This is a genomic window from Streptomyces sp. NPDC002265, from assembly GCF_040296125.1.
Lineage (GTDB): Bacteria > Actinomycetota > Actinomycetes > Streptomycetales > Streptomycetaceae > Streptomyces.
Map to the genome: position 1 here is coordinate 1 of NZ_JBEOWS010000305.1, position 12147 is coordinate 12147.

10 protein-coding genes are annotated in these 12147 nt (G+C 72.6%); 1 reads left to right on the forward strand and 9 read right to left on the reverse strand.

The genetic code is table 11. The features are described from left to right. On the reverse strand, positions 1–444 hold a 444-nt coding region (locus tag ABT085_RS36045; protein ID WP_502982883.1), incomplete at its 3' end, for a hypothetical protein. Between the two features lie 127 nt (positions 445–571). Next, complete coding sequence (locus tag ABT085_RS36050) at positions 572–1813, reverse strand: hypothetical protein (RefSeq protein WP_351617873.1); 1242 nt, start codon at positions 1811–1813, stop codon at positions 572–574. Between the two features lie 471 nt (positions 1814–2284). Between ABT085_RS36050 and ABT085_RS36055 the strand changes: the two genes are divergently transcribed. Then, on the forward strand, positions 2285–2911 hold the full coding sequence (locus tag ABT085_RS36055; protein ID WP_351617876.1) for a LuxR C-terminal-related transcriptional regulator: 627 nt from the start codon (positions 2285–2287) through the stop codon (positions 2909–2911). Between the two features lie 4 nt (positions 2912–2915). Here ABT085_RS36055 and ABT085_RS36060 read toward each other — a convergent pair whose 3' ends face one another. From ABT085_RS36060 to ABT085_RS36090, 7 genes are all read right to left on the reverse strand, one after another. Next, positions 2916–3185, reverse strand: coding sequence for a hypothetical protein (locus ABT085_RS36060; RefSeq protein ID WP_351617879.1), 270 nt, complete (start codon positions 3183–3185; stop codon positions 2916–2918). A gap of 161 nt (positions 3186–3346) precedes the next feature. After that, on the reverse strand, positions 3347–3841 hold the full coding sequence (locus ABT085_RS36065; protein ID WP_351617881.1) for a universal stress protein: 495 nt from the start codon (positions 3839–3841) through the stop codon (positions 3347–3349). Positions 3842–3870: 29 nt separating this feature from the next. Next, positions 3871–5130, reverse strand: a complete 1260-nt coding sequence (locus tag ABT085_RS36070; RefSeq protein ID WP_351617892.1) for an SLC13 family permease — start codon at positions 5128–5130, stop codon at positions 3871–3873. A 190-nt stretch (positions 5131–5320) separates the two neighbouring features. Next, the gene (locus ABT085_RS36075) at positions 5321–5851 is read right to left on the reverse strand and encodes a hypothetical protein (RefSeq protein WP_351617884.1); all 531 of its coding nucleotides are present in this window, start codon (positions 5849–5851) and stop codon (positions 5321–5323) included. A 234-nt stretch (positions 5852–6085) separates the two neighbouring features. Then, the gene (locus ABT085_RS36080) at positions 6086–8560 is read right to left on the reverse strand and encodes a DUF8508 domain-containing protein (RefSeq protein ID WP_502982884.1); all 2475 of its coding nucleotides are present in this window, start codon (positions 8558–8560) and stop codon (positions 6086–6088) included. A 543-nt stretch (positions 8561–9103) separates the two neighbouring features. Then, positions 9104–10723, reverse strand: a complete 1620-nt coding sequence (locus ABT085_RS36085) for a GAF domain-containing protein (protein WP_351617887.1) — start codon at positions 10721–10723, stop codon at positions 9104–9106. A gap of 19 nt (positions 10724–10742) precedes the next feature. Next, positions 10743–11780 (reverse strand): rod shape-determining protein, encoded by a 1038-nt coding sequence (locus ABT085_RS36090; RefSeq protein ID WP_351617889.1) that lies wholly within the window; start codon positions 11778–11780, stop codon positions 10743–10745. Positions 11781–12147: the final 367 nt, after the last annotated feature.

A 12147-nucleotide genomic window follows, 5' to 3' on the forward strand; every position in this document is an offset into this window, starting at 1 on the left:
GCCGCCGCCGCCACCCTGGGTGCCGCCCTGGGTGTTGCCGCCGCCGCCACCCTGGGTGCCGCCCTGGGTGTTGCCGCCGCCGCCACCCTGGGTGCCGCCCTGGGTGTTGCCGCCGCCACCGCCCTGGGTGCCGCCCTGGGTGTTGCCGCCGCCGCCACCCTGGGTGCCGCCCTGGGTGTTACCGAAACCGCCACCCTGCGTGCCACCTTGGGTGTTGCCTCGGCCACTGCCCTGGGTCCCGCCCTGGGTGTTGCCGAAGACCTGCTTGCAGACCCGCTGCGTGCGCTGCTGATTGAACTTGCAGACCGTCTTCTCAACCTGCGTCTGAGCGCTGCTTGGTGCAGGCGCCGCTGTGGCAGGGGCCGCACCGACCGTGGCGAGTCCTCCGGCGATCACCATCGACGCGATTGCTGTGGCTGTCTGCTGCTTCCGACTGAGCCGCACGACGTGCTCCTTTTCTCTTTGCGTGAAGCGATGCTTGCTTCGGCATTCAGTGCTGTCTGACGCGGACCGCCTGGCGCCGTGGGAGGCGCAGCGAATGAACCGCGGATTTAGTTGGTCTTCGCGCACCTCAAGGCGTTGTCGTCGTGGTGTTGCCGGTCGGTGTTCCGCTCTGGGTGGTGCCGGTGGTGCCGGCAGTCCCCGGGGTCTCGGTAGTGCCTGTGGTCCCGGTGGTCCCAGTGGTGCCTGTGGTTCCGGTGGTGCCTGTGGTTCCGGTGGTGCCTGTGGTTCCGGTAGTGCCTGTGGTTCCGGTGGTCCCGGTAGTTCCGGTGGTCCCGGTGGTCCCGGTAGTTCCGGTAGTTCCGGTGGTCCCGGTGGTTCCGGTCGTGCCCGTGGTTCCGGTAGTTCCGGTGGTCCCGGTGGTTCCGGTCGTGCCCGTGGTTCCGGTAGTTCCGGTGGTCCCGGTGGTCCCGGTGGTCCCGGTGGTCCCGGTGGTCCCGGTGGTCCCGGTGGTCCCGGTGGTCCCGGTGGTCCCGGTCGTGCCCGTGGTTCCGGTGGTCCCGGTGGTTCCGGTCGTGCCCGTGGTTCCGGTGGTTCCGGTCGTGCCGGTGGTCCCGGTAGTTCCGGTGGTTCCGGTCGTGCCGGTGGTCCCGGTAGTTCCGGTGGTTCCGGTCGTGCCGGTGGTCCCGGTGGTCCCGGTGGTTCCGGTCGTGCCCGTCGTCCCGCCCTGGGCGTTGCCGGTGCCGCCCTGGGTGCCGCCCTGGGTCTGGGTGTTGCCGGTCCCGCCCTGGGTGCCGCCCTGGGTGTTGCCCTGGCCGCCGATCTGGGTCCCGCCGATGGTGTTGCCGGTACCGCCGTTGATCGTGTTGTTGACGATGTTCGTGACGTTGTTCGTCACCTGGTTCACCACGGAAGCCGGCAGGCCGAGCTGCTGCGCCGCTGTCTGTGCCGCCTGCCGCCCGATCGCGGTGGCCTGTGCCGCGGATGCGCCACTGCGTACCGCCTGCTGCGCGGCTGCGGCCCCCTTCGCGGTGGCCGCTGCGACGCCGGCGCTCGCTGCCGTGCCGGACGCGGTCCCCGACGACGTGCACTTGACGGTGCCCAGGGAGATCGGGCCGCCGGCGGAAACCGTGGCCTTGATGTTCCCGGTCGCTCCGGCGGCGGCCTTGAAGATGGACTTTCCGTTGCTCTTGACGTCGTACATCTGATTGGGGGTGAAGCCGGTGCCGGTCACCGTCCCGCCCTGCAGCCTGCATGTCGCCGCCGGGGCAGCCGTCGGACCGGTGGCGGCCTGAGCGGCTGGAATGGAGCAGACGACCGATCCCGCGGATATCACCGCTGTCACCGCCGCTGCCAGAATTCCCTTTGCCATGGAATTCCTCCTCCAGGGAGTCGAATATATTTCGGCTGCTCCGTACGGTCGACGACGCGACCCAGTCCGATGCTCGCCTCGCGTGTCGGCTGAGTCAACTGGAATCCCAGGTCGGAGAATATTCGATCACCTCGGCTGTCGCCGGAAATACCCACACGTGAAGCAAGAGAGCGACGTAATCGATAAGCGAACCGGTGTCGGTCCTGTGGGTGGAATTAACCACATGCCGAGCGCGGAATTGACCACAGGTGGTGCGTGGTGCCGGGCGGTACGCCTCGGCGGCACGGGCCCGCTCGCCGCGGAACCGTCGCACACCCGCCCGTACACCTGCCCGCGCACCCGCCCGTATGGGCCGCCGGGAGTGCTGCGCCCCGCGCGAGGACCGACGCTGGGAATGGACGGCAGGAGCCGCCGGCCGGTCCGCCCCGCCCCGTCATGCGGCCGGGGCCCCCGCCTACGCTGGAGCCTTCGATGAGCCCGTCGGTGACGTCCCTGGCCGTTGTCTGCGACTGGCCGTTGCTCCGGTCCGGTCTGGCGCAGGCGATCAACACCCAGCCGGACCTCGAGATCACGGCCTTCGTGAAAAGCGTCGAAGACCTGTCCCACAAGGAGAACGTCGCGGACATCGCCATGCTGATCAACCTGCAGATGTCCGATCAAGTGGCGTCCGGGCAGGTCGCCCGGCTGCACCGGCAGGGGTACGCGGTCATCGTGCTGTCGATCTCGGAGACGCAGTCCGACGCCGTCCTGTGCATCCAGGCCGGCACGCGCGGGTATCTGAGCAGGCACACCGACGACACGGAGCTGGTGACGGCCGTCCGCGCCGTCGCCGCGGGCAGCAGCTACTTCGGCGCCAGTCTCGCGGGCCACAGCCTGCCCGCGCCGCCCCCTCGCATCACCCTCCGGGAGAGGCAGATCCTGCAACTGGTCGCGGCCGGCTCCACGGATCGCGAGATCGCCGCCGAGCTGAACATCACCGAGAACACCGTTCACACGCACCTGGAGCGACTGCGGAGAAAGAGCGGCTCCCGGCGCAGGGCCGATCTCACCCGGCTGGCACTCAAATACGGTGTACTGGGAGACGAGTCCGTCGAGTGACTTGTCAGGTCGGACGGATGTCGTCGAGGCTTTCGACGGTTATCGTGGCCGGCGGATTCGATGGCCGGGGCACCTGGACGAGAAACGGAATGTAGACCATTTCACCGTGCCGGAATTCGGCCTTCGCCGATATGCGATAACACACGATTTCCGCTGGATCACTGCGCGTGGCATAGCAGCGCAGCGCCGATTCCGCGGCGGGGATCCCCGGACTCTGTGCCGCCGCGGGGGGCGCGGCCGACACCGCGATGAGGCCCGCGGCCGCGGATGTCACTGCCAGGACTGCGACTGCTTGGATTCTTCCTCGCATGGACCTGCCTCCTCCTGCGAGGGCGGGTCCGGATCACCCGCTCATGTGTCGAGAGTCGGCCCTCTTCCGATCCTTGGCCCGCGTGTCGGTCGAGTCAACTCGACCCGGCGCCCCGGGGCGCCGGGTCAGTGGTGGTGGCCGGGCCCGGGCGGCGGCGGCAGTGTGGTCCGCGGGGCCTCGCCCGGCCAGACCAGCAGCACGGGGCACGGGGCGTGGTCGACGACGAAGCGGGTGGCCGGGCCGAGGCTGTGCGGGCCGAGGCGGGTGCGGTCGCCGTCACGGGCCAGGACGAGCAGATCGGCGCCCTCGGCCGCGAGGACGACCTCGTGCTCGACGCGTCCGCCGCGCTCCATGCGGACGCAGTCGCGCCCGAGGCGGTCGGCGGCATCCTGCAGCAGCCGGTGGGCCGAGGCGGCGGCGAGGTGTTCGAGCCGGGTGCCCGGGTCGCGTTCCCGGTGGCCGCGGCCCAGCAGACCGGCGAAGGCGCCGTGGGCGGTCTCGGCGAGCGCGTCGTCGTTCACGTACAGCAGCACGATCTCCTCGTCGGGGGCCGTGCGGGCGAGGGCGGCGTCGACGCAGGCGGGCCAGGTGCCCTCGGTGATCCAGACGATGGCGCTCATGGGGCGGCTCCGGGAGCGGAGGGGCGGTTTCAGGTGCCGATGGTGTGCAGCATCCCCCACAGGGCCAGGGTGGACGCAAGAAGCGTGGCCGGTACGGTCAGCAGGCCGAGCCGGGTGAACGGGCCGAGCTCCGCGCGGGTGCCGTGGGTGTGCAGGATGCGCCGCCACAGCAGGGTGGCGAGGGATCCGACGTAGGTCAGGTTGGGGCCGAGGTTCACGCCGATCAGGACCGCGAGGACCGGCCCGGGGCCGTGGGGCGCCACGAGGGGCAGCAGGGCCAGGACGGCGGGCAGGTTGTTGATCAGGTTGGCGAGGACCGCGGCCACCACGGCCACGACGAGCAGTTCGGTCAGCGAGTCCCCGGCGGGCAGCAGCTTTCCGAGCCCGGTGTCCAGGCCGTTGTCGACGACCGCCTGCACCACGATGCCCAGGGCCAGCACGAACAGGCAGAACAGCGGGGCGGCCGCGCCGACCAGTTCGCGGGGCGTGCTGCGGCGCCGGAGCAGCGCGCGGCCGCCGAGGACGAGCACGCCGCCGAGCGCCGCCCACGCCGGGTCGAGCCCGGCGAAGGACGTCAGGACGAAGCCGGCCAGCGTCAGGGCCAGCACCACGAGGGTGAAGACCGGAAGGTCGGGGCCCGGCTGCGTGGTGCCGGGCGTGGTGCCCGCGGCCAGGTCGGTGCGGAAGAAGACACGGAAGACGGCGTACTCCACGGCGATCGCGGCCAGCCAGGGCAGCGCCATCAGCGCCGCGAACCGGGTGAACGTCAGCCCGCTCGCGGAGAACGCCAGCAGGTTGGTCAGGTTGGACACCGGCAGCAGCAGGGACGCGGAGTTCGCGAGATGGGCGGTCGCGAACACATGGGGGCGCGCGCGGGCGCCGGTGCGGGCCGCGGTCGCGAAGACGACCGGGGTGAGCAGGACCACCGTCGCGTCCAGGCTGAGGACCGCCGTGGTCACCGAGGCGACCACGAACACCCCGGTCAGCAGCCGGCCCGCGCCGCTGCCGCACCAGCGCGCGACCGCCGCCCCGGCCGCCTCGAACAGGCCCTCGTCCGCGCACAGCTGCGCCAGTACGAGGATCAGGGCGAGGAAACCGACGACCGGCAGCAGACTGCGCGTCTGCGCCCAGGCGTCGTGGGGCGACACGGCCCCCAGAAGCATGACCAGCACGGCCGCGGGTACGGCGGCCGCCGCCTCCGGCCAGCCGCGCGGGCGCACGACGGCGAACGCCAGCACGGCCAGCAGCAGCACGACCGAGACGGCCTCGAAGACAACGGTGGTACTCAGAGCGGTCCTCCAGCGGCAGGAGCGCCTGTCGGCAACCCTGTGAACAGCGAAGCTCAAGGGTCGCACCCCGGTGGAGCCCTGCCCGACGGGACCGCGCCGGGCGGCCCGGTCCGCGCGCCGGCCGGGTGCCGCGCGGGTGTCTTCGCGGGTGCCCTCGCATACGGTGTGCCGGTTTTGGGCCGGGTGGGGGTCAGCCGGACGGTTCCTGCCCGGCCGGCCCGTCGCCGACCACCGCGGCCGTCATCAGTTCCGCCCGGTCCTGCGGCATCCCTCCGTGGTGCATCAGGGTGCGGGTCACGATCCGCCGCACCTCCCGCCACTGCTCCTCGTCGAGCCGTGCCGCGGGCGGCTCCTCCGCCGCGGGAGCGGCGCCCTGCGGCCCGGCCTCGCCGGGGGTCCGGTGGAGCATCCGGCGGATCGGCTCCCGCGAGGAGGCGGCCGCCTTGTCCGCCAGGTACGTCGTCACCGCGCAGGCCGCGGCCAGCAGGACCGGCGTGAGCAGCTCGTGCGCGCCGGGCAGGCCCAGCCTCAGGGGTCCGTCCTCCGCCGCCGCGCGCGGTGCCGGCGCCCGCCGGGGATCCGCGAAGTACGCCATGGCCATCATGGCGAACGCCCGGCGTTCGGCGGCGACCTGTTCCGGCGCCACGGGGGCGGCCCGTTCGAGCATCCTCCGTCCCAGTTCCGCCACTTCGGCGTCGTACCCGTGTCGTGAGGTCTTCACGGCACCCCCTGATCAGAGCGTCTGTGCGAGCGCGCGGGCCTGCTCCGGCGGGAGCGGCCCGCACGGGTGTCCCGGGGGTCCAAGGTAGGAAGCGGTGGCACGGGCGGGGACGGGTACCGGTGAATCCGCGATCGCCGCCGTCCTCGTGCGGTATGCGGCCGCGCGCACACGCCCGAGCCCCCCGTCCAGCGGTGGGGCGCGGACGGAGGGCTCGGGAGGAACGGGCGGTCGGACCTACTTGTGCGAGCCCGGCCCGGGCTCGGAGGCCTTGCCGCCGCACTTGTTCACGTCGATCCGGACCACCTGGGGGTCGTGGTCGCTCGCCTGGTCGGCGAACTCGGAGTTGATGTGGACGACGTCGTAGTCGTAGTGGGTGACCGACGGGCTGGTCAGGATGTGGTCGAGGGTCTGGCTGTTGCCGTCGTAGACGTAGCTGTAACGCTGGTCGGCGGGAAGGGTGTTGATGAGGTCCGTGAGGACCTTCCCGTTGTCCGTCAGGGTCTTGACCGCGTCGGAGAACTCGTAGTCGTTGAGGTCGCCGAGGGCCACGATCCGCGCCTTGGGGTCGGCGGCGAGGAGGGAGTCGACGAAGGCGTTCTCCTCCTGCGCCTGGAGCTTGCGCTGCGTCTCCGAGGAGCGGCTGGGCTCCTGGAAACGGCCGTGCATCGGGTCGTCGCCGCCCTTGGAGTTGAAGTGGTTGGCGATCACGAAGACCGTCCGGCCCTGGAACCTGAACTCGCCCACCAGGGGCTTGCGGCTGCTGTTCCACGCGGTGCTGGTGGGGTTGATGCGGCCGGGCGAGGCGGAGAGGCGGGCCTCGTGCGTCCACCGGTCCTTGACCACGGAGACGGCGGTGGTGGAGGCGTCCGTGGCGGAGGCGCGGTCCACGAAGGAGACCCGCTTGGGGTTGAAGAGGAACACCTGGCGGATGTTGCCGCCGGGCTCGCCGCCGTCCTGGTCGTTGACCGGGTTGACGTAGCGCCAGGAGTACTTCGGGCCGCCGGCCGCCCGGATGGCCGCGGTGAACTTGGTCAGCGTCGCCTCGGCGGAGACGGTGCCGTCGTCGGTGGCGCCGTTGTCGTCCTGGATCTCCTCCAGGGTGACGATGTCGGGCGAGGAGAGGTTGGTGACGACGCCCTTGGCGAGACGGGTGAACTTGTCGTCGCTGTCGGTCGGGTCGAGGTTCTCCACGTTGTAGGTGGCCAGGGCGAGTTCATTGCCCTTCGCGCGGCGCGTGACCTCCGGCTTGAGGCCGTTGTCGACGGCCGTGCCGGTGGTGGCGGCGGTCGGGGCGAGCAGGTAGCCGCCGAAGGAGGCGTAGTCGACCGGACCGGTGGTGGTGCCGGCCAGCTCGTCGCCGACGTTGAGGGTCGGGGTGGAGCCGTCGGCCGCGGCTATCTCGATACGGCCGGTGTTCTGCTGGTCGTAGGCGCCGTAGACGGTGCCGCCGCGCGGGGTGGGGCGCTCGTCGGGCTTGGCGGTGACGAACATCTCGCCGTAGGTGTTGGTCGCGCCGACCACGCGGGCGTCGCTGACCGAGGCGCGCATGCCCTCGAGCGACTCGTAGAAGTCCTGCGAGTAGACGGCCGGCTGGAGGGGCAGGGCCTCGATGCTGCCGCCGCCCGCGGTGGGCGTGTACACGTCCGGGATGGTCGAGTCGTCGAGGACGACCGCGGCCGGCAGGGCGTTGCCGCTGGACAGGGTGGTGGAGACCGGGCTGCCGAGCTCGGTGACCGACTGCGTGCCGGTGCCCGGGTAGTACTCGGTGACCTTGCCGCTGACCAGCACCGAGTCGCCGACCGAGACGGTCGGGGCAGCGGAGCCGGTGTAGACGAACAGGCCCTCGCTGGTGGCCGGGTCGGCGTCCGGGGTCGGGTCCTGGATCCAGTAGCCCTTGCTGCCGGTGGTGCGCACGGCGGTGACGATGCCGGGGACGCCCACCACGCTCTGGCCCTTGAGGGGCGAGACCCGGGTGGTGCCCTGGATGTCGTGGATGCGGAACGCGCCGGGCGCGGTGGGGCCGCCGGAGCCGCCGCTGCCGTCGCCGCCGCCCGCGGTCTGGCCCGCGCTGTTGGTCGGGGTGGGCGTACCGGCGTTGAAGTCGGCGGAGTTGTTGTCGGTGTCGGCCAGCGAGGCGGACCGGGACACCGAGGTGGTGTTGGTCGCGGCCGGAGCGGCGGAGCCCTCGCGGACGACGGCGGTGCCGTAGCCGAGGAGGTCGACGACATCGGGGTTGCCGGTGCAGTCGGCGACCGTCTTGCAGGTCAGCGCCGTGGTGCCCTTGACCAGGGCCACGGTGCCGCTGCCCGCGGCCATGGCGATGGAGCCGGTCGCGTCGGGGGCCGGCAGCGCGGCCGTGCCGCCGGTGCCCGCGCCCTCGCCGACCAGGTAGCTGCCGCCGGGGGCGAGCGAGCCGGTGAGGGGGGTGACCTGCCACAGCGAGCTTGCGGACGCGGAGGCCGGCAGGTACTGGACGCTGTAGCCGTCGAGCGGGTACGCGGCCGTCGAACGGTTGGCCAGCTCCACGAAGTCGTTCGTCAGCGTGGCCCCGGAGTTGCCGCCGCCGCCGTAGGCCTCCGATATCACCGCAGTCGACGACGGCGTGGCGTAGGCGGCGGGCAGCGGTGCCACGACGACGGCCGCGGTGGCGGTCGCGGCCACGAATGCGGCGCCGGCTACACGCGTTGCGCTGGGTCTGTGAATCGGCACGAGGGTGACTCTCCTTCAACGTCCGCTGCACGAGCGGCACATGAGGTGCGATACGGCTGTCTGGGGCGATGCGTCGGCTGAGGTTACGCGCGTAGAAAGGGCGTATCAAGGGGTACGTCGTTAAATCTGGGGGTCCAGCCGCTGACATTCTGTGTCGAGCCGCCCTACCTGCGGTGATGTTGACGCCGGGTCAGCACGGGACGCGGGGGATTTCCCGGCCCGGGCCGCGGGCCGCCGCCGAGGATTCCCGTTCCTTGTGCATGAGAGGTGCCTGTGTGGGCACGATGTGCTTCACCGCCGAGGTCGCGAGGGTGGGGGAGTCGGGTACGGGGCATGGGTTCCGTACCGGATGCGCAGCACGAGGAGGCGTCATGAATCGTCAGGCCCGGGTTCGTGTCCGTGTCAGCCGTCGGCCCGCCGCCCCGCGGGACGAACAGATCGACCGCAGGACGCCCTCGGGCCGGATCCTGCCCTACTGACAGCCGGCCGGGAGCACCGGCCGGCCGGGTCCGCCGTCGGGCCGGGCTCGCCGGCGGGCGCCGCTCACAGCGGCGCCTGCCAGGTCACCGTCGTACCACCACCGTCGCCACTGCCACTGCCACTGCCATTGCCATTGCCGTTGTCACCGTCGCCACTGTTGCCGCCGAGCCCGCCGCCGTGGCTGTCGGCGTCGCCGTCCCGCGGTGGTGTGCCGTCGTCGTGGACCGTCAGGCGTACGCCCTCGCGGCCGTCCGGCAGCGTCGCCGTGACATCGACGGTGATCTCGACACGGGAGACCGCGGTACGGCCCGCGGTGGCGGCCAGAGCGCGGCGCAGGGCGGCCAGCAGATGCCCGGCGGCCCGGTCCGGGACCCGGCTGTCGACGGCTCCGGTGAAGCGGACGGACGGCTGGAGGCCGAGCACGGCGGCCAGGCCCGCCGCCTCCCGCAGCACCCGGCCGCGGACCGTGACGGGAGCCTCGGCGGGCGGCTGCTGGAGGGCGAGGATGGCCGTGCGCACCTCCTCGATCGTCGACTCCAGCTCGTCCACGGCCCGGCCCAGGGTCTCCCCGACGTCCCCGGTGTCCCCGGCGTCGCTGCGGCGCCGGGCGGCCTGGACCATCATGCCGGTGGCGAACAGCCGTTGGACGACGAGATCGTGCAGGTCGCGGGCGATCCGGTCGCGGTCCTCGTAGACCGCCAGCCGTTCCCGTCCGTGCCGGGCGTCGGCGAGGACCAGGGCCAGGGCCGCCTGGGAGGCGAACTGCGTCGCCAGCAGCCGTTCCTCGGGGGTGTACGGGTGCTCGCCGCGCCGCCGGGGGAGGACGAGGGTGCCGATCAGCCGCCCGCCGGCCTGGAGCGGCAGCATCATGCTCGCGCCGAAGCGGCGCCCCGCGGATGTCGTCGTGCGCGGGTCGCCCGCCGGGTCGTCGACGAACACCGCTTCCCCGCCCAGGAGCCGGGCCAGCACGGGATGGCCCGGCTCGATCGTGGTCCCGACGAGTCCGCCCGGGTCGCCGGGCGCCGAGGCGGTCACGACCTCCATGCCGCCCTGTGCGGTGGGCTGGAGGATGACACCGGCGGCGGCGTCGGCGAGGACCCGGGCCCGGTCGGCGACCGTCATCAGCGCGTCGGCGGCCGGATCGCCGGTGAGCAGGGCGGTCGTCACGGCCGCCGCGCCCTCGATCCAGCGTTCGCGCCTGCGGGCCGTCTCGTACAGGCGGGCGTTGCCGATCGCGATGCCCGCCTGGGCGGCGAGGGCGTGCAGCAACAGCTCGTCCTCGGCGGTGAACGGGCCTCCGGCGCGCTTCTCGGCGACGTACAGCCGTCCGAACGTCTCCTCGCCCACCCGGATCGGCACCTCCAGCGCACCGGGCCCGCCCGGCTGTCCGGGGCGGTCCGAGCCCGGCTGTCCCGGGTGGTGTGCATCCGGTTGTCCGGGCTGGTCCGCATCCGGTTGTCCGGGGCGGTGCGAGCCCGGCCGTCCGGGGCGGTCCGTGTCGCGGATCTCCACGAGCCGGTCCGGATCCGGACCGGTGGTGGCGACGGCCGCGCGGCGGGCGCCGGTCAGTTCGGCGGCGGCGGCCACGATGTGCCGGAGCGTGGTGCGCAGTTCGAGGTCGGTGCCGACGCCGAGGACGGCGTCGAGCAGGGGCGGCAGGCCCGGTACGCGCGCGTCGGCCATGGCGCTGCCGCCCCTCGGATCAGGCGGGCAGCGGGTTCAGGGTCAGCGGTTCGATCCGGCCCTCCAGCATGGCGCCGAGCCCCTGCACGGCACACACGTCGGGCCGCTCGGCGATGTTCACCGGCATCCCGGTGGCCTGCCGCAGCATCCGGTCGAGTCCGGGAAGCAGGGCGGAGCCGCCGACCATCATGATCCCGCGCTCGGCCAGGTCGGCCACCAGATCGGGCGGGCACTCCCGCAGCACCCGCCCGATACCGTCGAGCACGGCGGTCAGCGGGGTCTCGATCGCGTCGCGGACGGCGGCGGTGTCGACCTGTACGGAGCGGGGGAGCCCGGTGGCCACGTCCCGGCCGTGGATCTCGGTGGACATGAGCCCCGGCGAGGCGGCGCGGTCGACGGACAGGGCGAGCTGGAGCGGCCGCACGGACTGGCTAGGCAGCATCAGCTCGTGTGCATGACGCAGGTGCTGCACGATCGCGTGGTCCACGGCCTCGCCGCCGACCGGGATCCGCTCGGCGGTCACGATGGAGCCGAGGGAGAGGACCGCGACCTGGGTGGCGGCGGCACCGCACACCATGATCATGGTGGCTTCCGGCTGTTCGACGGGCAGCCCGCAGCCGACGGCGGCGGCGATGAGCGTGTCGACGAGCTCGACGCGGCGCGCACCCAGGCCGACCAGCGTCTCGATCGTCGCGCGCTGCGCCAGCGGGTCGGCGTCGTGCGGGGTGCAGGCGGCGGCGCGCAGCCGGGGCTTGCGGCGCAGAGTACGGCGGATCTTGTCGCCGAGCAGATGACGCAGCATGCGCTGCGCCATGTCGATGTCGACGACCGTGCCGCCGGACACCGGGCGCATGACACGGATGTAGTGCGGGGTGCGGCCCGTCATCTTCTCGGCGAACTCACCGACCGCTATGAGCGCGCCGGTACGGGTGTTCACGGCGGCGGTGGACGGCTGGTCGACGACGAGCCCCTCCCCCTTCACGTACACCCGCGTCCTCGCCGCGCCGAGGTCGACGGCGAAGTGGCAGCGGCGCAACTGCTCCAGACTGGCGGTCATGGCAGATCCTCCCGTGAGCGCGGGGCCGGGGGGCCGGCCGGGCGGCGGGCCTTCTCCAGCATCGTTTCCGGGCCGGGCGGGGGTCGCCTTCTGGAGGGGGCCGGGCGGGGTGCCGCCGAACGGGGGTTTCCCGGCCCGCGTACCGCGCGTCGGCGGGCTCCGGGAGGGCTCGGGAGGGTTTCGCGGGGTGCGGGGCGGTGCCGGACAGGGTGCCCGGGAGCGGGTCCGGGGGACGGGGGTCGGTGGAGAGCTTCTTGGGAGGGGCCCCGCCAGGACCCCTTCTTGGGAGGGGGTCACGCCAGGACCCCTTCTTGGGAGGGGGTCACGCCAGGACCCCTTCCTGAAGGGTGCACGCCAGGAAGGGATC